The following is a 20,753-nucleotide window of genomic DNA, read 5'->3' on the forward strand; positions in this document are numbered from 1 at the left end:
CATGTACAGATTACATCTTCAAATTAGTACATTTTCAAATTGTTACATTGCTACACTGCATAAATTGTTACATTAACCCATGACCACCTTACTCTACGACGGCAGTTTTGACGGACTTTTAACAGCAGTATTTGAGGTATTCGAATATAAATACAATGATGTGGAAATAGCCAGCCGGGAAAGGTTTCACCAGGAAAACATCTTTGCGGAAATTCATGAAGTCATCACACAGACCGGCAAGTCGGAAAGGGTATTGCATAAACTGGAATCGAGTATCGGAAAACAGGGGATTAATGAACTGCTTAAAGTTTATCTTTCGGAAGATCCGGAAATGGAACAGCTGATTTTAGCAGCCATCAGGCAATCCGTGAAGCATCCGGATGAAAACATCCTTCAGAATTATGCCGATGATTCCATTCTAAAAATTTCCAAGATCTGCAAATCGGTGAACCGGGAACGGCACCGGATGACCGCTTTCGTCCGTTTCGAAAAAATGCAGGACGGTGTATTCTTTGCCAAAGTAGATCCTGACTTTAATGTCCTGCCGCTGATCCGGAAACATTTCAAGGACCGCTACCAGGATCAGAAGTGGATGATCTACGATCTGCGGAGACATTACGGTATCCTGTACGACCTAAAAACCTGCGACTTTTTCTATCCCGAAGAAAAGATAGACCTTAACCAGTATCATCAGAAGTTCCACGACGAGGAGAAAAGGTACCAGACCCTCTGGCAGCGGTATTTCACGAGAACCAATATCGTGGAAAGGAAAAATCTGAAACTGCATATCCAGCATGTGCCGAGGAGGTACTGGAAATATTTGACGGAAAAATGGTAACGTTTCACTTGATTCCGGATGAGGATTTAAAGGCTTTCCCGTTTGATACCATAAAGTCAGCGGTCTATTTTCAAAATCACAAATTTTTGAAGTTTTTAATTCTTTCTATTCAAATCTCTTATGAAGTTACTGCCGTTATCTGAACTTGTTTTTGTAAATTTGTGTTCGAAATTTTTTACCAGATGAAAGAAAGTGCTGTAAAAAAAATTGCAGTTCTAACCTCAGGAGGTGATTCTCCGGGTATGAATGCAGCATTAAGGGCGGTCGTAAGAACCGCAAATTATTACAACATAGAATGTTACGGAGTAAGAGAAGGCTATAACGGCCTGATTCATAATGATTTCCTTAAAATGGGACCTCGTTCCGTAAAAAATATAATCAACCAGGGCGGAACCATTCTGAGATCCGCCAGATCCCAGGAATTCAGAACGCCGGAAGGCCGCCGGAAAGCGTATGACAACTGCTTAAAACACGGCATTGAAGGACTGGTATGCATCGGAGGGGACGGAACGTTTACCGGAGCAAAAATCTTTAACGAAGAATTCGGGATCCGGGTCATCGGTATTCCGGGGACCATTGATAACGATATTTTCGGGACCGATAACACCATCGGCTATGATACCGCACTGAATACGGCAATGGATGCCATTGACAAGATCCGTGATACCGCCACTTCCCACAACCGCGTTTTCTTTGTGGAAGTAATGGGCCGTGATGCCGGGTTTATTGCCCTGAACAGCGGACTGGCTACAGGAGCCCTTGATATTCTGATTCCTGAAACCAAAGACAGCATCGATGAGCTTTTCAACAATTTCAGAAATGCGGAGAAGACCGGGAAAGCATCCAGCATCGTTGTGGTAGCGGAAGGAGAAAAGCTGGCCAACGTCTATGAGCTTGCAGAAAAAACGAAACACGAATTTCCGGATTATGACATCCGGGTAGCAGTTCTGGGCCACATGCAGAGAGGCGGTTCTCCAAGCTGTGCCGACCGGGTTTTAGCGAGCCGGCTGGGCTATGGTGCGGTAACCGGACTGATGGAAGGGCAAACCAACGTAATGGCCGGAATGCGCTCCAATACCATGGTCTATACCCCGATCGAGGAAGCCATCAAAAAGCATAACGAAATCAATCAGGACCTTTTACTGATTTCGGAAATTTTAGCAATCTAATATTTTTTATATAATTTAAAACAAACTATTATGTCAACAATTAAAGTAGGTATCAACGGGTTTGGTAGAATCGGACGTCTTGTTTTCAGAGCAATGACGGAAAGAGATAACATCGAAGTGGTAGGTATCAATGACCTGATCAACGCAGAATACATGGCTTATATGCTTAAATATGATTCTGTACACGGTGTTTTCCCGGGTGAAGTTTCCGTAGAAGGAAACGACCTTGTGGTAAACGGGAAAAAAATCAGGGTAACCGCTGAAAAAGATCCGAACAACCTGAAATGGAATGAAATCGGAGCTGACTATATCGTTGAATCTACAGGTTTATTCTTAGATAAAGACAATGCTGCAAAGCACATCAATGCAGGGGCTAAAAAAGTAATCCTTTCCGCACCTTCCAAAGATGATACGCCGATGTTCGTAATGGGGGTAAACCATAATGAACTGACAGACGATATCAAAATTTTATCAAATGCTTCCTGTACAACCAACTGTTTAGCGCCTTTGGCTAAAGTAATCCACGATAACTTCGGGATCGTAGAAGGTCTGATGACTACGGTACACGCTACTACTGCAACCCAGAAAACGGTTGACGGTCCTTCAATGAAAGACTGGAGAGGTGGAAGAGCTGCCCTGAACAACATCATCCCTTCTTCTACCGGTGCTGCAAAAGCGGTAGGTAAAGTAATCCCTTCCCTGAACGGAAAACTGACGGGGATGTCTTTCAGAGTACCGACTGTTGACGTTTCCGTAGTGGATTTAACGGTAAGAATTGAAAAAGCCGCTTCTTACGAAGAAATCTGTGCTGTAATCAAAGCCGCTTCCGAAGGTGAACTGAAAGGGATTTTAGGATACACTGAAGATGCAGTAGTTTCTCAGGACTTCGTTGGGGATAAGAGAACCTCTATCTTTGATAAAGATGCAGGGATCATGCTTTCTCCTAACTTTGTGAAGCTTGTTTCATGGTATGACAATGAAATGGGTTATTCCAACAAGTTGGTGGATATGCTTGTACATGCTGCTTCTTTATAATAAGTGTTCAGCAATAAGTAATAAAGCCTTCCTTTGGGAAGGTTTTTTGTTTATATTTAAATGGGATCTGCATAAGGATTCAGCCATCCCTTCTTCCAGCTATTTACTCTGAACCTTACTTTTAAGTTCACGTTAAATAACAAATCCCCTGCACTTTGCAGAGGATTCCCAGTTTATCCTTTTCAAACAGCTAACAGAAAATTCTAAACTTTTCCGGCATAGGTTTCTATGCCTATATAAAAGTTGTGTTTCGAGAGAAAGGAACCAGCTCAGAATGAGAGGTTATTTAAATTGAGCTTTCATGATTATGGTGTATACAAATTTTAGCATTTTATCCTTACAAAAAAATCCCCCTTTTGTGGTATTTTTTAAGAAAAATTTAACTATATTTCGTTATGATCATTTTTTATGGATAATTCAGAGAAAAAGCATGCCCTAACTGATATCTGGGACACTTATTCAGGTAATAGAAAAGAAAACAGGCCCATTGCCCATATTCCCCCTATCGAGCGGATTATCGGGGAAATGTTTGCCATCGGCGAATTTTATTATTATGTCCTGAATCTCACCAACAGTACCCTTTCGAATCACCATCCTAACCTTTTAAAGCTGCACGGATTAGGGGAATATCCGGAAAATCTGAAAGACATTATCGATCTTACACATCCTGATGACCTTCCGTTTGTGGTGAAAGCTGAAGAAGAGGTGGTGCGTAAGATCATTGAAGTAGGTAGAGAAAGCCAGCTTCACCTGAAATCCAGCTATTGTTTCAGGATGAAAACCGCCGGAGGAAATTATGAACTGTTTCACCATCAGGCAGTTCTTACAATGGAAGACGAAGACAGGAATCTTATCCAGTCTGTGAACATCCATACCAACATCCACCACATCACTCAACAAAATCCGTATACCGTTCTGATCACTGGCATCGGTCCGAGAAACGATTTTCATCAGATAAAAATTGAGAATCCTTTAAAGCCTGCTTCCGGAATCAGTTTAACCAAAAGGGAAAATGAAATCCTGGCCCTGATCGCCAAAGGATATTCCGGTCCGGAAATTTCAACAATGCTCATCATCTCCGAGCATACCGTACGCACCCACCGCAAGAATATTTTAGCCAAAACCAATTCCCGGAACAGCAAGGAACTTTTGAGGAAAGCTTTTGAATGCGGGCTGATCTGAATGGTCAACAGTGAATCTGCTTCGCAGTGAATGGTGGATTGATTACTGCTTACTTGTTTTATTATTGTTAAAAATTAACTATTCGATATTTCCATTTTACGATCCGTCATTTGCCGGTGCGGCGTAAAACTTGTAGATTCATTCCCATGGAAGGGATGATTTTACAGCCGCGCTTTAAGGATTCGGAACATTTCAGGAATTTCTGGACCATGGGCAACGGGAAAAGCCTGCTGGATTTTTCCGGCGCAGAAGTGAACTTTGATCATTTTGAGCAGTTTTCACCTTACTTCTACCATGTGGATGAAGTTGGGGACCAGGTCGTGAAAGATATTTATTTCAAAAAGAATTTCCATGACGCTTCAAAAGAAATGGAAGGCTACATCCGCAACGGCGTTTCCGAGCAGGACGGGGTGCCTGAAAGTGTAAAACAGCTTTTCAGTCAAACCCAGGCTATTCCCGCTTGGCTGGATTACAGGCTCATCAAAAAAGGTGCTGAACTCTGTATGAGAAGCAACCTCGATGCGCTGATTTCGCTCCGGGATTACTGCCTGATGGGAGGCTACGACTATGCTTACCTCAACAAACCGCTTATTGCCACCGAAGCCCTGAAAAAAGGTGCGGTAAAACGTCTTTCCGAAACTTTGGATTTCTGGGTAAATGTTACCCGGTACGATGCACTGAAACTTCATCAAAAAGGATATGAATTTGCTGTTAAGACCCGGCTGATCCATTCTTACGCCAGGCTTTCCATTAAAAAACATGTTAAAAACTGGGATACCGAAAACTGGGGCGAGCCGATCAATTCCTGGGATATGATGGCCACTTACATCGGTTTCAGCCTGGTTTTCATGCACAGCCTGCATAAATTGGGTACTATAATTTCAGAAGAAGAAGAAAAGGGAATGTTTCACCTTTGGAAATACGTCGGTTATCTTCTCGGCATTCCTGAACATCTTTTACCGAATAACAAACAGGAAGCCACCCAATATTTTTACCTGTGGACTTCCGTTCAGCCACCGGCGGATAAGGATTCTGTTCTGCTGGCCCACTCCTTACTCAATGAATCATTAATCAACCCTGCACTGAGATATCAGTTTCAGAGAAAAAACCTCCGCTACCTTCACATTTGCTGCACCTGGTTTTTGCTGGACGATGACGTTTGCAAAAGGCTTCAGATTCCTGAAGTAGCCTACCGTAAAGCATTCCCGCTGGTAAAACGGACCATCACGAAGATTTATGAAAAAACAGTAAGCCGGGAAGCGAGGATCAGCAAAGGCAACCAGGCGCAGATGAAGGTGCTGAATGATTATCATAGTATTATGGAAAATTCGAATTTTCACTCATCTTAACTTAACGTGAATTCGAAGAATAGCTTGGATTAATCGGCTGGAAGAGGAGTGCCGGATGCCGGAAGTTTCTCTTGTCAAATAGGATTAAAGGGTTGTTCATCAAACTGATTAAAGTCCTGAAGGAACGGCTTGGTACAGGGTAATAAAATCCTGTCAGAAGCGTGAACCTTTTATTCGTTCTACCAGGATGAGTGGTTATCCAAAATTCCGACTGAATTATTCTGATTTTGTTTTTAAGTTCAATAATCGGCTGAATATGATGTCAATACGGTCAAGTTCACGTTAATTTAACATATCAGGCGCATTAGATTTTTCACCTCGTTTTGCATATATTTCAGAGTACAGAAGATGCTTGGATATCCGGGCCAGCCTTATCATTTACCGACCACGACCCTAGCCGGGATTGCAGCGGAAATCCTTTTTTGAAGAAAAAGATTGCAGCGGAAAGCGCGAAAAAGCTCCTGAAAAAAGCATTACGGAATACCGCTGAAAAATCATGGAATTTTATATTTTTTTTAACTATAAAAACAGGTCCTTGTGGTAGATATTATTAGTTTTTGACTTTAAATTTTCGTATTTTTGATTAATTATTTAAACAACAGATGAGTAATATAGACGACAAGAAAAAAGCACTGGCTCTGGTGCTGGACAAATTAGATAAAACATACGGAAAAGGAACGGTAATGACACTGGGAGACAGTGTAATTGACACGAATATCGAAGTGATCCCTTCAGGATCTTTAGGATTGGACATCGCTCTTGGAGTGGGCGGTTATCCGAGAGGAAGGATCATTGAGATCTACGGGCCTGAATCTTCCGGTAAGACCACCTTAACGCTTCATGCCATTGCCGAAGCTCAGAAAGCAGGCGGAATTGCAGCATTCATTGATGCGGAGCACGCGTTTGACAGAGGCTATGCCGGAAAACTGGGAATCGATCTTGAAAACCTGATCATCTCACAGCCGGATAATGGGGAACAGGCGCTGGAAATTGCCGATAACCTGATCCGTTCGGGAGCGATCGATATCGTAGTAATTGACTCTGTAGCAGCTCTTACACCGAAAGCGGAAATCGAGGGGGAAATGGGAGATTCCAAAATGGGTCTTCATGCCAGACTGATGTCCCAGGCATTGAGAAAGCTTACCGCTACGATCAACAGGACCAAATGTACGGTTATCTTCATCAACCAGCTGAGAGAGAAAATCGGGGTCATGTTCGGGAACCCTGAAACGACTACCGGTGGTAACGCTTTGAAATTCTACGCTTCGGTAAGGGTAGATATCAGAAAAGCGAGTGCGCCAATTAAAAACGGCGATGAGGCGATCGGAAGCCGGGTGAAGGTGAAAATCGTGAAAAACAAAGTAGCGCCGCCTTTCAAAATGGCCGAATTCGACATCATGTACGGAGAAGGCGTTTCCAAAACGGGAGAAATCCTGGATCAGGCCGTTGAACAGGGGATCGTGAAGAAAAGCGGCTCATGGTTCAGCTATGAGGAAACAAAGCTTGGACAGGGCCGTGATGCCGTAAAAGATGTCTTGAAAGACAATCCTGAGCTTGCAGAAGAGCTGGAAAATAAAATCAAAGAAGAAATCGCGAATAAAAAGCAGTAATTTCTTATACGTATTATAAAATAAACCCGGCGGAGCAAAGTTCCGCCGGGTTTATTTTATGTATTGCTTACTAAGGCTTTTCATCCGTCAGTTCAAATCCCCAGTTTTTTCCTTTTTGGGTAGCCGGAACCCCTCTGGTCATCCATACCGGAGCTTTGGCACCCTTCAGGTAATAATCGAAGAACTGCTGTTCGCGGATCTGGATGTCTTTCCGGTTCTGCCGCTTGATCAGGTTATGGTCGTCACCGTTATAATTCAGCAGCCAGACCGGCTTTCCGAGGCGTCGTAAGGCAGTGAACATTTCAATCCCCTGGTACCAGGGCACTGCACCGTCTTTGTCGTTGCTCATGATGACCACCGGTGTTTTCACCTGATCCATGGCAAACAGCGGTGAATTTTTAATATACAGATCCTGTGCTTCCCACAGGGTTTTCCCCAAACGGCTCTGTGATTTTTCGTACTGGAACTGCCGGTTCATTCCGGAAGACCAGCGGATCCCGCCGTAAGCAGAAGTCATGTTGACCACCGGTGCACCCGTCCACGCCGCTGCATACCTATCCGTATGCGCGATCAGATAGGCCACCTGATATCCGCCCCAGCTCTGTCCCTGGATTCCGATTTTCGTTCCGTCTACCCAAGAATTCAGTTTGAGTTGTTCCACTCCGGAATTGATGTATTCCATAGCCGATTCTCCGGGCTGCCCGTCGGTGTATGAAATATCCGGGGTAAAGACCAGGTAGCCGTTGCTTACAAAATACGAGATATTCAGTCTGGAAGGCGTCGGAGCCGGTGCCACATACCGGTTCAGGTTGTCCGAAAGCTTTTCATAGAAATAGACGATCATCGGGTATTTTTTAGCAGGATCGAAATCTTCCGGTTTGTAAAGAAGCCCTGCAGAAGTATTTCCTTTGGGAGTCGTCCAGTGAACCAGTTCGCCCGTTCCCCAATTGTAAAGCGCCTGCTGCGGATTCGTATTGCTCAGCTTCTCCTGTACTGAAAAACCGGAGGTGACAAAAATATCAGGTGATCGGATGTAAGACTCCTTTACCAGAATATATTCATCCGCATTTTTAGCTTTCTGGAGGCTGCGGTATCCCCAGACATCTTCCATCTTTACTTTTACAGGATCGGCATTCGAACTGATGGAAGTTTTAAAAATCCCGTTGGCTTTCGTGGTATTGTCAAACGCCGATAAATACACCGTAGATTTCCGGTTCAGGCTTTTGATATCTTTATTTAAATCGTAGGTTTCAAACGTGATTTTATTTTTGCGCCCGAAACCGTTCGTAATATTCCTCGGTTTCTTTGAACCGCTGAGGAAAAACTCCCAAAGATCATAGCGGTCCCGGATTATCACCGATTCATCATTCTCTGTCCATGATGCAATCCCATAAGCGCCGGGAAAGTCCGGCATGTCAAACTCTTCGTCTACGAATGAAATGGCCAAGCCTGTATTTAAAGGTATAGTCTGCATCGTTTCCACATTGTAGCTCAGCCACTGCCCTTTTTCCCGGTCAAAAATCACGATGAATTTCCCCAGCGGGGATGGTGCTGCCGAACCGGTCAGGTTTCTTACGATTTCCGTTCGCTTCCCCGTTCTGTTATCGATAATATAATAGGTCTTTTTTGTTCCGCCTTCCCATTGTGAAGCAATGCGGTTGTTTAAGCTGCTGCTTCCCCATATGAATTCCGCGTTGCCTTCATTCACCAGCCGGAGGGTATCCAGGTCTTCCCCGTCGATGTTCACGAAGAAATCCGGTTTTTCCGTCTGCATAACCGCTGCATAGGATTTTTTAAGATCATTTTTCAGTTCTTTCAGCTGTACCGTCTGCAGATAATCGTCTTTATAATTCCAGATATCCACTACCGCATGGTCGTTGGCGATCATCGCCGTATCTTTAGCCACCGGTTTCGGAGCAACCCCAAAGTACAGCTGCTTCCCGTTTTTGCTGAAAACAGGCAAACGGTTTTCGGAAATCACCCAATTCTTTTTCATTTGGGAATGATTATCGGTAATGGCGTTCTGCTTTTTTTGTTTAACATTAAAATAATACAGCTGATATTGTTTTACGAGGTCATTCTGCGCAGAAGAAGTACCTACATAGGCCAGCTGGCTTCCTGCTTCATCGAAAGCCAATTGGGAGAAATCACCTTCCATTTCTGAGATTTTCTGCACGGCTCCTGTTTCGAGGTTGACGATCTGTACGGTTTCCAAAGGATATTTCTTCGGTGTGGATTTATCGGTGTTCTTTTTATCCGCCGGCTTTACATCGGCAGAATCTTTTTTCTCTTCTTTATTTTTACCGATTTTCTCTTCCTGCTTTTTAGTAACAAACACCAGCTGCTTTCCGTTTTTGCTGAATTCATAACGTACTACGTCACTGTAAATGGTTGTTTTTCCATTAACCAGATTCTGAACGGCCAGCGGCAGCGGTTTGGTATTTTTATCGTCTTCATTTTTGTCATCACCCTCCTTTTCAGCATCATCCGAAGATTTATCTTTTAAATTCTCCAGCAGGTAGGCAATATAGGCACCTCCTTTCTCAGGTATTTTAAATCCTTTGACATCCGGAATCTTTTCCGTTTTGCCACCTGCAAAATCAACAATCGCCAGCGTATCTTTCGTGAGTTTGTTCTGCCTGAGCTTTTTATCCTTTACGGCTTTAATGTCTTTATAAAACGGACGGATCTGGAAAACGGCAAACCTCGAATCAGCGGTAAATTCGGATTTAATACCTCTCGGAAACTTTTTAGTATTCCTGTTTTTAACCGAATATAAAAAGAGGTCGGAATCTCCTTCCTGAACATCCACGGAATACGCAATCCATTTCCCGTCGTTTGATATTTTTCTTGTTCCGATATTCTGCCAGCCATCATACACGGAATGGTCCAGCGGCTTTTTCTGTCCATACATGATACACGTCATGAGGAACAGCATACAAACTGCATATTTCAAATTCATTATCAAATTTTAAAGATTAAAAATAAGTTATTTCCCCGACAAATTCATAGAATGTCAAAAAATGTCAAAATGTCAGTTTATTTTAAACGGCCCTTTTTTTGAGAAACCAAAGGAAATTAAAAACAAAAATTATTATGACTAAAGGAAATATTAATGTATCGGTGGAAAATATTTTTCCATTAATTAAAAAATTTCTTTACAGCGACCACGAAATCTTTTTAAGAGAATTAATTTCCAACGCCACGGATGCTACTTTAAAATTAAAGCATTTAACCAGCATCGGCGAAGCCAAAGTGGAGTACGGAAATCCTAAGATCGAAGTGAAGATCGATAAAGAAAACAGAATGCTTACCATTACCGACCAGGGAGTCGGAATGACCGGTGAAGAGGTCGAAAAATACATCAACCAGGTGGCTTTTTCAGGAGCTGAGGAGTTCCTGGAGAAATATAAGGATACGGCAAAAGATTCAGGAATTATCGGGCATTTCGGGCTTGGGTTCTACTCGGCCTTTATGGTGGCTGAGAAAGTGGAAATCGTAACGAAATCCTATAAGGACGAACCGGCGGTACGATGGATCTGCGACGGCAGCCCTGAATTTACTTTAGAGGAAACGGCGGATAAATCTGAAAGAGGAACGGAAATCATCCTGTATATCGCAGAAGATTCCACTGAATTCCTTGAAGAAAGCAAGATCCGTGAGTTGCTGCTGAAATACAACAAGTTTATGCCGGTACCGATTAAATTCGGAACCAAAACGCATACGTTGCCTCTACCGGAAGATGCTCCTGAAGATGCCGTAGCCGAAACGGAAGAAGTAGACAACATCATCAACAACCCTACTCCGGCCTGGACGATTGCGCCAAGCGAGCTTACGAATGAAGATTATATGAAATTCTACCACGAGCTTTATCCGATGCAATTTGAAGAGCCTCTGTTCAATATCCATCTAAATGTTGATTATCCGTTCAATTTAACCGGGGTCTTATTTTTCCCGAAACTGAGCAACAATTTAAATATCGAAAAAGACAAAATCCAGCTGTACCAGAACCAGGTTTTCGTAACAGATGAGGTAAAAGGTATTGTTCCGGACTTCCTGATGCTGCTTCGCGGGGTCATCGATTCTCCGGATATCCCGTTGAACGTTTCCCGTTCTTACCTGCAGGCCGACGGTGCCGTGAAGAAAATCTCATCCTACATCACGAAAAAGGTAGCCGACAAAATGGCCTCCCTGATCAACGAAAACCGTGAAGATTACGAGAAAAAATGGAACGACATTAAGGTCGTGATCGAATACGGAATCGTAACGGAAGAAAAATTTGCTGAAAAATCCGATAAGTTTACATTGTATCCGACAACCGACGGGAAATACTTCCTCTGGAATGAGCTGGAAGAGAAAATCAAGCCGAACCAGACGGATAAAGACGGTAAACTGATTGTTCTGTATGCTTCCAATGCCGATGAACAGCATTCTTATATCCAGGCTGCCAAAGATAAAGGTTATGAAGTGCTTTTAATGGATTCACCGATTATCCCTCACGTGATCCAGAAGCTGGAAACGTCAAAAGACAATATTTCCTTCGCCAGAGTGGATGCGGATCACATCAACAACCTGATTAAGAAGGATGAGCCGGTGATTTCCAAACTGAACGAAACTGAAAAAGAATCACTGAAGAAAAATGTGGAAGAGTCTATCGGGGACAGTAAGTTTACGGTTCAGCTTGAAGACTTAGACAGCAGCGATGCACCGTTCACGATCACTCAGCCTGAATTCATGAGAAGAATGAAAGACATGCAGGCGACCGGCGGCGGCGGAATGTTCGGGATGGGCGGTTTCCCGGAAATGTACAACCTGGTAGTCAACTCCAACAGTGAGTTTGCCGGACAGATCCTGAAAACGGAAGATGCAGAACAAAAAGCCGGATTAATTAAACATGCACTGGATCTTGCCAAACTTTCCCAGAATCTACTGAAAGGAAAAGAGCTTACCGACTTCATTCAGAGAAGTTATAAGCAACTGGAAAAATAAACTGACGAGTTTTATGAAAGGCTGGAAGTACCCAGCCAAGATACTTCCAGGCGTGTTGAATATCTAATTCACATATTTTAATAAACCCCCGGCGGAGCAAAGCTCCGCCGGGGGTTTTAGTCTTGTAGTCAGCCCATAGAATCTGATACTTATTTCATTACCATCTTTTCAATGGACGAGATGATCTTTTCAGAATCCGTCTTCATCGCTTCCAGATGCTTCCCTGAATATTCTAAAAGCTCTTTGGGAAGGGAAGCTTTGGAATAATTTTCAAAGCCTTCCTCATAAGGAACATCTTTATCCTCTTTGCTGTGGATGAAAAGCTTAGGCAGGCCTTCCGTATCCCGGAGATCTTCTTTGGCAGCATAAGGCGAAACCACGTACCGGGAAATCATTTCTTTGTATTCCGGTTTGTAATACATGGCAATATCAGTGAATGAAGAAAGGCTTCCGTCCATGACCAATCCGGCAATTTTGTCTTTATTAGTCCGGGCCAGATGGGCAGCTATCTGCGAACCCAGGGAAGCTCCGTAAAGGATGATTTTAGTTCCTGCAATTCCAGGTCTCTGGATCATCGTATCAAGAAAGATCTGTCCGTCTGCGGCAACATTCAAATGCGTAGGTTTTCCGGTTGATTTCCCATAGCCCCGGAAATCGACCATCACCACCTGAAAACCTTTATCCACCAAAGGCTTCGTCATGAACAGGTAAGAAGAAACATTACCTCCGGCTCCGTGGAAAAACAGAACGGTAGCTTTTACTTTTGATTTCGGCTTCAAAATAATCCCGGTAATCGTATCTTTTTCTACAGGAATGGAGAAATCCTCATAAGTTATATTTTCAATGGGGCGAATTACTTTATTCGGCTTATAGAAATTGTCATCCATCTGTGCTTTAAAAAAGCAGACAGTGAGTAAAAAAAGTGCGGAAAATAGGAGTTTTGTTTTCATAGCGTATGATTTTATGCCTCAAAACTAAGGCACAAAAATATTTCCTGCTAAAAAAACAGACCCAGCCGTACTTTTTAAATCCTTAGCCGTCAAAATTCCTACAACTCTTCCAACGGATCCCAGAACAGGGTTTTAAAATTTTTGATCCTGCCGTTTTCCACCACAATATCTTCCGCTTCCAGTCTTTGCTGAAATTCCGGAACTGAAAGAGCACCGGAGCCCGATATCACGCGGTGTGCCGGAACATCCTCCGGACATCCGCCCATCGCTTTTCCGACATGGCGGGAATGATTGGGAAAACCGACGGCTTTGGCAATGGCACCGTAGCTGGTTACCCGGCCTTTGGGAATAAGCCTGGTGATTTCCCAGACCTGCTGTTTGAAAATTTCGTTCATTGATGATTGTTGTATTCAAATATAAAAAATTGAAGCTGATTTTTTCGTCAAATCAATTTAAACCTTTTATTTAAAACCAGAAGAAATAATAATAAAAGTCTCACGCTGATTTTATAGATTTTGCAGATGACTGGATGAGTTTAAATGCAAAGCTTCCGGGCATTTTTCTGATACGATGTTCAGATCCCCTGCGGGATGGCAAGTGGTGTATTATTGAACATCGCCTTTAACAAAAACCCCATTTAAACTTTCAAATAAAAATTAAGAAGAGGGATTAGTTATTGATTATAATCAGTTTAAAAACCGCATACTTTTTGGATAGGGTTTAGAAAATTAAAAATTTTATCATGAAAAAGTCATTCTTCCGCTTTTTGAATAGAATCAATAGAGCCGTGCTTCCGAAATTAAGTGATAAAGACCCCAATAAACTGACAAAATTTCAGAAAGGCATTCTGGCGTACCGCTATTTTGTCCTGATTCATTCGTTGGAATAAATACTATTTAATTTTTGAAATCAGCTTCCTGCAACTACTGTACAAAGGTTTTTCGATGAGGAGATAGATGATGACAGAGCAAATCCAGAGGAGTACAAAGTTGCGGTCCGGCAAATAAATGTAGGACTTCAGCTTCATGTTGAAATAACTGAGATGGATCAGGTAAAAAACAAATGAGGCATTTCCCAGAAGAATTGCTAGCCTGGAAGAGAGGATCTTCGAAACCCATGTTTTTTCGGTCATCAATCCCCAGAAAAAGAGAGCAATCGATACCGGTAAAAGAAACTCATGGATCAGTCTTCCTTCCCACTGCTCTACGCCGTGGATAAAATTATTCCGGGCAAAACAGGCAATGGCCACCGTAAAGACTGTCATTCCGGTTCCACCGAAAAGCGTCGGCTTTTTTATTTTCTTCAAAAATTCCATTCCGGTCTGCTTCTTCATCAGATAAGCCAGCAGCATTCCGAAAAAGAATTCACTGCTTCTCCCGAAAAAGGTACTGCCGATCATGAATTTCAGAGGATATAAAAAGCCTTCGGGGTTTCCGTTATACTCATGCCATCCGTAGCCTGTCCCCCAGCCCAGCAGGAAAAGTCCGGATAAGGACAAAAGGCAATACATCCAGTTTTTTTTAAGCAAGAGAAATAGAAGCGGAGCCAGCAGGTAAAAGCAGAATTCTACCGTGAGCGACCAGGCCTGTACAATTCCCGAAACCGAATATTTCTCGAACAGGGAATACAAGAGGGAATACTGAAGGAAGTAGGTATCCACATCCTTGGAATATTTTACATCCAGGAAAAAAGCAGTAAGCAGAATCCAATACAACGGAAAGATCCGTGCAATGCGGAGCAACAGATACTTCAGGTAGGACTTCCCGGATTGCAAAGGAGAATCTTCGTACCGGTAAGCCAGTAAAAAACCGCTCAGCACAAAGAAAACGGTGACCCCGATATGCCACTCGCTGATAAAGCGCATGATTTCAAACGGGAGGTCCCTGCGCCAGTATTTCCGGTTATGGTAAACGAAAACCATAATCGCCGCAATGGCACGCATCCCCGTCAGCGCATCAAATTTATTTTTTCCGGTTGTATCCAAAAGGTAAAAAAATAAAAGGCTTACGGGATAAGCCTTTTATATAAATTTATAGTATTCTTTTTATTAATTTTCAAGAATATAAGAGAACATCAGTGGTGCGCAGATGGTGGCATCACTTTCAACGATAAATTTCGGTGTCGTGATATCCAGTTTCCCCCAGGTAATTTTCTCATTCGGAACCGCTCCGGAATAAGATCCGTAAGAAGTGGTGGAATCTGAAATCTGGCAGAAATATGACCAGAACGGAATGTCATGCATTTCCATATCCTGATACAGCATCGGCACTACACAGATCGGGAAATCCCCGGCGATCCCTCCTCCGATCTGGAAGAAACCTACGCCTTTTCCGGCAGAGTTTTTCGTATACCAGTCGGCAAGGTACGTCATATATTCGATTCCGGATTTCATCGTGGTCGCCTTAAGCTCTCCCTTGATGCAGTAAGAGGCGAAAATGTTCCCCATAGTAGAATCTTCCCATCCAGGTACAACGATCGGAAGGTTTTTCTCTGCTGCAGCAATCATCCATGAATTTTCTCTCGGGATTTCGTAATACTGCTCCAGAACCCCTGAAAGGATCATTTTATACATAAATTCATGCGGGAAATATCTTTCACCTTTTGCTTCGGCATCTTTCCAGATCTCAACGATATGTTTCTGCAGTCTTCTGAATGCTTCTTCTTCAGGAATACAGGTATCGGTTACCCGGTTCAGCCCTCTTTCCAGAAGGTCCCACTCGTCCTGAGCCGTAAGATCCCTGTAATGGGGAACTCTTTCATAATGGGAGTGCGCCACAAGGTTCATCAGGTCTTCCTCAAGGTTGGCGCCTGTACAGGAAATGAAATCCACTTTATTCTGGCGGATCATTTCGGCCAGGATTTTCCCAAGCTCAGCAGTAGACATGGCTCCTGCCAGCGTGATCATCATTTTCCCGCCGTCCTTCAGGTGGGCTACATATCCTTTGGAAGCATCCACCAAAGCTGCTGCGTTGAAGTGCAGGTAATACTTTTCTATGAATTCTGTTATCGGTTTGCTCATTTTTTTAAATTTGTGCAAAGATAAAACTTAAAAACGGAATGTAGCGGCTGCGCTTAAAGAAAGTCTCGTTAAGCTTTCTTTCTGGTCATCGCCCAGTTCCACCGTCTGCCCGTTGTAGCTGAATTTGCTCAGCGTCCCTCCGGAAAGCCCCAACTTGGGCCCGATCAAAATATTTTTACTGATCTGGTACTGGTAGGCAAAATCCAGTTCGGCACCGAAAGCCGTTCCTTTTCCTTTGATGTTTTCCGTTTTGCTCGTGTAGGTCATTGCACCTAAAGCGGCAGACATAAAAAATTTATGTCTTGTTTCGTGGGCATCATTGGTTAAGGTAAGTTCCGGGCCGTAAAAATTGATATTGTCTTTTGTTGTAAGGTTGGCCGAAACCAAATTCCCCATATTATCGGCTACACTGAACCTTCCGCTCGTCGAAGCACTGTAATTGGAATACTTAAAGCCGATCAGAAGTCCGGTTTTCACTTCATAACGTAAGGCAACATCGAAGTTTACCCCGCTTTTCAGTCCTTTCAAGTATTCTTTCTGGTCTCTGGAAAGATCCGGTGATGTCTTGGCAAGCCTCCAGGCATATCCTACGGATGGAGAAATCGAAATTTTCTGGGCAAAAGAAGCCATTGAAATGGAAAATAAACCCAATGCGATAAGTTTTTTGATCATTAGTTCTAAAATTTGCCGCAAAAATAACACGAATCTGTGAATTGAGGGCATAAACGGAAAAATTTAACAGTTAAAATTATGTGAACTGAGACAAAAGCTGTTGAAGATGCCGGATGAAGGAAGCTGGATGATGGGCTGGAAGTTTTTTAGTATCGACAAGTCCTAAACATCAGACCGCAGCCTTGTTTAAGGGCTCATTAATATTTAAACTTTCTATTTTCTTTTTTATCGGACAATTTCTTTTTGGTATCCAGTCTTTTCTGCTTCTGGTTTCTGGAAGGTTTTGTGGCCAACCGTTTTTTTGGAATTATTAAAGACTGACTGACGATATCGAGAATTTTCTCAACGGCTTTGTTTTTATTGGCAAGCTGCGTCCTGCTTTCGGAAACGGTTAGAAACAATACGCCATCAGCATTGATCCTGTTTTTTAATTTAGTTTGAATTACATCTTTCTGATAGTCATTGAAAAATCCGGATTCCATGACATTCCAGAGAACCGTTACCGAAGTTTCGACTTTATTTACATTCTGCCCTCCTGCCCCACTGCTGCGGGAGGTTTTGAAACTGAGTTCCCTGGTGAAATCTTTCATTTTAATTTTTATGATTTAAAGTTTTTTTCAGCTTAATCCTATCCACTTTTCCGTTGGGTGTTCTGGGAATTTTTTCAATATAAATAATCTCTTTGGGCTTATGAAACTTTTCGTGATACCCGACCGTAGATAATTTTTGCTTTAGCTCTTCCGACGAATTTCCTTCAATCACCAATGTCAGTTTCTGTCCCAAACTTTCATCGTCGATGCCCAAAAAGACCGCTTCGTTGCCAATTTCTTTCTTTACCAATGCTTCCAACTGCTCGGGAAAAATCTTTGCTCCTCCGGAATTGATGACGTTATCCACCCTTCCCAGAAACCGGAATTGATTCCCGTTTTTAATTTTAACTAAATCATTAGTCTGTAATATTTCGGAATTGACGCTGGGCGCAAATATTTTCAAACAGCCTCTTTCATCCCTGGAAATTTCTACATTTTCAAAAGTTTTAAAATAGTCTTCCGCCTGTGGAGCGATTTGCTTTAAAGCAATATGGGAAAGCGTTTCGGACATTCCATAAGTTTCGAAGATTCTGGCTGATGCACCGGATTCGGCCAAAGTTTGAAGGATTTTATTTTTAAGACTTTCGGAAACGGCTGCTCCTCCGATAATCAGGTTTTTAATCAGATGCAACTGATCCAGAGAGTTTTCTGCCTGTAGCGGCGTCATGGCACAGAAATCAACTTTCTGGTTTAACTGTTCAAGCGGCTTTACAGATGGATCAGCAATAATCAGTTTTAATTTTTTTTCAACAGACCGTACCACCATCATTTTTCCGGATATATATTCAACAGGAAGACAGATCAGCGCAGTATCCCCTTCTTTTAATCCCAGGAAATTACAGGTCATTTCTGCAGAATTGATCATTTTCTTTTTTTCGATTTCAAAAATCTTCGGCGTTCCTGTAGAACCGGATGTTTGTACCTTTACCGTTTTTGAATCCGAAAACCATTCATCCAGAAAATTCCGGATTTTAATTTCAAATTCCGATTGGAAAGATAATTGATTCAAATTGAGATTCTTAAAATCGATCAGCATAAGGAGTGTTTCTAAAACTCCTGTAAATTTAAAAAAAAGTTTAAAAAGTATTTGCATGTGATAAAAAAAGCTGTAAATTTGCACCACTAAAACAAACAGAGACTCATGGTGTAGCGGTAACACTACTGATTTTGGTTCAGTCATCTGGGGTTCGAATCCCTGTGAGTCTACGGAAAACCATCCTTTTCAAGGGTGGTTTTTTTGTGTTTAATCGTGTTTAAAGCAAAAAAAGGTGCAGAAATTATTCTGCACCTTTAGATGATTTTTATAAAACTTAAATTAAAGCTGGGCTGCGCTGCTAACCGTAAGCTTCAGATCGCCTTCTCTTAATATCCCACCGTTTCCGACATACATCGAATCGATCTTGAATGTTGAATAATACGTATCCGGTAATTTAAACCAAAGGTAAACATACTGATCCGAACCCACATACTGACCTGCCGTTATGGCGGTAGAAATCGCTACGTGAGTTTTTTTATTAATGATATTTCCTGAAGGCTTATAACAATATCCCACCCAGGTAATATCGATAATATCCCCTTGCTGATAATTATAGCCTGTAGCTCTCAAATGATACATGGCATGATGGGTATCGATCCTATATGGTAATCTGATATGGAAAATATTTGTTGTACTGGATACTGTGGTAAAGTACTTTAAGATTCCCTGTCTTGTGCTTCCCCGATCTTCAGAGCCTTCCAGATTCAGGACTACGTTTCCGGTCTGCCCGTTCACGGTCTGTACAAGGCTGTTCGGAATTCCCATATTGGTTTTGATATCCTGCAGGGAAATCTGCGCCACAATGGAGTTATCCATCCCTCTGAGCCTCAGATAACCGTTTTCGGTATTGATATTATTGGTAATTCGTTTAAGTTCCGGACCACTTAAATGGGCATAGCTGTCCAAAAGATCTGCGAACTGAGCCTCTGTAGGTCTTTTTGTCGCTTTGAAATATTCTTTTAATTCCGGTATTGTTTTTTTAGGCATTGGTATTATTTATTTTTGATTTTAATTGTTCTAATTCTTTGTGCTGGGCAATGGCATATAAAGTCAGTTCCTCAATTTTCTGAAGCAGTTTGATCTGGAATTCCCCAACCGTAACCCCATTCTCCGTCATTTCTTTCGCCGAAGGGATTTCCGGAAGATGCTGCTTTTCTGAAATGAATTTTTCCAAATCGTTTATTCCCCGCAGATTATAATCCTGAGCAAACACGAAATCGGCCGTAGGAGAAGCGGAGACTACAAAATCTTTGGCTTCCACTTTCCCCTGAAAAGCAGCATTTCCGTTTGCAGCGAATCTGGCTTTTTCATTCCCATTAAATTTAATAGCATAAGCCGAAATATCAGTTGATCCACCCCTTACAATTCCAACATCACAATATTCATTGTACCATGTGTAACGGATGGCCGCATTCATTTTGTCTACGTAATTCGTAAATTGAACAAATTGGATAGATTTCGGCTCGCTGTTCAGGAATTGGAGATGCAATTGGGATTGAGGATTATCAGTACCAATTCCTACATTTCCGCCATCTCTGTTGAATACCGTATTATTTCCAATCGGATTTACCTGTAAAGGAGCACCGGAATGGCTTTGAATCCATGAATATTGTGCATTGGATCCCATTCTTAAATTTGGGTTGGTGGCATCTCCCAACATCAGGCTTCCATACTGATTAGGCGTCGAAAAGGCAGAATTTACATGAAGCCTGGCCTCCGGGACTTTTGTTCCTATACCTACATTTTGATTATAATTCACAAAATGTCTGCCTTGTCCGCTAATAGGTCTGTTGTAAAATCCTGACAGTGAGACCTTATCTATAACAAGTTCTCCAACACTCTGCTGGGATACTTTTACATTATAAGGATTTCCCGAAGACACCGTGTGGAATATTGTAATTTTATATTGGTTAATTACAGGATCCCATTCAAAATCCCCAATATAAATATTATCCAGGATACTTCCCTCAGCTTCTACGATTCTTGACGTTGTGCCGTACCAGACTCCATTATCTGGATTAGCCCCTATCTGAAACTGTTTCTTAATGATTCCTACACTGTTTTGGTATGCGTAAGAACCAACAATCTCAAGTGTAATAAATCCATTAATAAAATTGTTTCCAAATAATACATCGATGGCCTTATTGCTTTCATTATTCGGGAAGCTGAAATTTAAATCTGTGAAATCGTTGTTTAAATTTTTAGTATAATGTACATAGCTGTCCAGTAAATCTCCAAACTGCCCTTCCGTAGGTCTCTTTGCGGCTTTAAAATATTCTTTTAGCTGCGGTACTGTTTTTTTTGACATATTACT

General features: G+C 42.2%; 18 protein-coding genes and 1 tRNA gene. 9 read left to right on the forward strand and 10 right to left on the reverse strand.

Annotation, left to right across the window (positions count from 1 at the left end; genetic code table 11):
• Window positions 1–79 precede the first annotated feature (79 nt).
• From CHA01nite_RS08565 to recA, 6 genes are all read left to right on the forward strand, one after another.
• Window positions 80–838: a TIGR03915 family putative DNA repair protein gene (locus tag CHA01nite_RS08565; protein ID WP_146940901.1), complete on the forward strand. Its 759-nt coding sequence runs from the start codon at window positions 80–82 to the stop codon at window positions 836–838.
• Window positions 839–1,020: 182 nt separating this feature from the next.
• Window positions 1,021–2,007 carry a 6-phosphofructokinase gene (gene pfkA, locus CHA01nite_RS08570; RefSeq protein WP_146940902.1) on the forward strand — a complete coding sequence of 329 codons (987 nt, stop codon included), beginning with the start codon at window positions 1,021–1,023 and terminating at the stop codon, window positions 2,005–2,007.
• A gap of 30 nt (window positions 2,008–2,037) precedes the next feature.
• Window positions 2,038–3,042: a type I glyceraldehyde-3-phosphate dehydrogenase gene (gene gap / locus CHA01nite_RS08575; RefSeq protein ID WP_146940903.1), complete on the forward strand. Its 1,005-nt coding sequence runs from the start codon at window positions 2,038–2,040 to the stop codon at window positions 3,040–3,042.
• A 408-nt stretch (window positions 3,043–3,450) separates the two neighbouring features.
• A complete protein-coding gene (locus CHA01nite_RS08580; protein ID WP_146940904.1) occupies window positions 3,451–4,224 on the forward strand; it encodes a response regulator transcription factor in 774 nt (257 codons plus the stop codon).
• 146 nt (window positions 4,225–4,370) lie between these two features.
• Window positions 4,371–5,573, forward strand: a complete 1,203-nt coding sequence (locus tag CHA01nite_RS08585; protein WP_228458375.1) for an oxygenase MpaB family protein — start codon at window positions 4,371–4,373, stop codon at window positions 5,571–5,573.
• A gap of 602 nt (window positions 5,574–6,175) precedes the next feature.
• Entirely contained in the window at window positions 6,176–7,183 is a 1,008-nt protein-coding gene (gene recA / locus CHA01nite_RS08590) for a recombinase RecA (protein WP_146940905.1), read from the forward strand.
• A 70-nt stretch (window positions 7,184–7,253) separates the two neighbouring features.
• On the opposite strand, the gene CHA01nite_RS08595 is transcribed toward recA, so the two are convergent.
• The gene (locus tag CHA01nite_RS08595; protein WP_146940906.1) at window positions 7,254–10,145 is read right to left on the reverse strand and encodes a S9 family peptidase; all 2,892 of its coding nucleotides are present in this window, start codon (window positions 10,143–10,145) and stop codon (window positions 7,254–7,256) included.
• Between the two features lie 134 nt (window positions 10,146–10,279).
• On the opposite strand from CHA01nite_RS08595, the gene htpG reads away from it, so the two are divergent.
• Window positions 10,280–12,172: a molecular chaperone HtpG gene (gene htpG / locus CHA01nite_RS08600; RefSeq protein ID WP_146940907.1), complete on the forward strand. Its 1,893-nt coding sequence runs from the start codon at window positions 10,280–10,282 to the stop codon at window positions 12,170–12,172.
• Window positions 12,173–12,321: 149 nt separating this feature from the next.
• Here the strand turns inward: htpG and CHA01nite_RS08605 are convergent, their stop codons facing one another.
• On the reverse strand, window positions 12,322–13,122 hold the full coding sequence (locus CHA01nite_RS08605; protein ID WP_146940908.1) for an alpha/beta hydrolase: 801 nt from the start codon (window positions 13,120–13,122) through the stop codon (window positions 12,322–12,324).
• A 98-nt stretch (window positions 13,123–13,220) separates the two neighbouring features.
• Window positions 13,221–13,517, reverse strand: coding sequence for an MGMT family protein (locus tag CHA01nite_RS08610; RefSeq protein WP_146940909.1), 297 nt, complete (start codon window positions 13,515–13,517; stop codon window positions 13,221–13,223).
• A gap of 347 nt (window positions 13,518–13,864) precedes the next feature.
• Between CHA01nite_RS08610 and CHA01nite_RS20485 the strand changes: the two genes are divergently transcribed.
• Entirely contained in the window at window positions 13,865–14,011 is a 147-nt protein-coding gene (locus CHA01nite_RS20485) for a hypothetical protein (protein ID WP_170234705.1), read from the forward strand.
• 3 nt (window positions 14,012–14,014) lie between these two features.
• Here CHA01nite_RS20485 and CHA01nite_RS08615 read toward each other — a convergent pair whose 3' ends face one another.
• The 5 genes from CHA01nite_RS08615 to CHA01nite_RS08635 form a co-directional block, all read right to left on the reverse strand.
• On the reverse strand, window positions 14,015–15,106 hold the full coding sequence (locus CHA01nite_RS08615) for an acyltransferase family protein (RefSeq protein WP_228458376.1): 1,092 nt from the start codon (window positions 15,104–15,106) through the stop codon (window positions 14,015–14,017).
• A 63-nt stretch (window positions 15,107–15,169) separates the two neighbouring features.
• A complete protein-coding gene (locus CHA01nite_RS08620; RefSeq protein WP_146940910.1) occupies window positions 15,170–16,141 on the reverse strand; it encodes a deoxyhypusine synthase family protein in 972 nt (323 codons plus the stop codon).
• 27 nt (window positions 16,142–16,168) lie between these two features.
• Window positions 16,169–16,813, reverse strand: a complete 645-nt coding sequence (locus CHA01nite_RS08625; protein ID WP_146940911.1) for a hypothetical protein — start codon at window positions 16,811–16,813, stop codon at window positions 16,169–16,171.
• 197 nt (window positions 16,814–17,010) lie between these two features.
• Complete coding sequence (gene arfB, locus CHA01nite_RS08630) at window positions 17,011–17,403, reverse strand: alternative ribosome rescue aminoacyl-tRNA hydrolase ArfB (protein ID WP_146940912.1); 393 nt, start codon at window positions 17,401–17,403, stop codon at window positions 17,011–17,013.
• Between the two features lies 1 nt (window position 17,404).
• A complete protein-coding gene (locus CHA01nite_RS08635; protein ID WP_146940913.1) occupies window positions 17,405–18,439 on the reverse strand; it encodes an AMP-binding protein in 1,035 nt (344 codons plus the stop codon).
• A gap of 99 nt (window positions 18,440–18,538) precedes the next feature.
• Between CHA01nite_RS08635 and CHA01nite_RS08640 the strand changes: the two genes are divergently transcribed.
• Window positions 18,539–18,609: transfer RNA gene (locus CHA01nite_RS08640), tRNA-Gln, on the forward strand.
• A 109-nt stretch (window positions 18,610–18,718) separates the two neighbouring features.
• Here the strand turns inward: CHA01nite_RS08640 and CHA01nite_RS08645 are convergent.
• Together CHA01nite_RS08645 and CHA01nite_RS08650 are read right to left on the reverse strand one after the other, a co-directional pair.
• A complete protein-coding gene (locus CHA01nite_RS08645; RefSeq protein ID WP_146940914.1) occupies window positions 18,719–19,426 on the reverse strand; it encodes a hypothetical protein in 708 nt (235 codons plus the stop codon).
• The gene (locus CHA01nite_RS08650) at window positions 19,419–20,747 is read right to left on the reverse strand and encodes a hypothetical protein (RefSeq protein WP_146940915.1); all 1,329 of its coding nucleotides are present in this window, start codon (window positions 20,745–20,747) and stop codon (window positions 19,419–19,421) included. Before CHA01nite_RS08650 ends, CHA01nite_RS08645 begins: the two co-directional genes overlap by 8 nt.
• Window positions 20,748–20,753: the final 6 nt, after the last annotated feature.

It is taken from the genome of Chryseobacterium hagamense (genome assembly GCF_007991455.1).
Lineage (GTDB): Bacteria > Bacteroidota > Bacteroidia > Flavobacteriales > Weeksellaceae > Chryseobacterium > Chryseobacterium hagamense.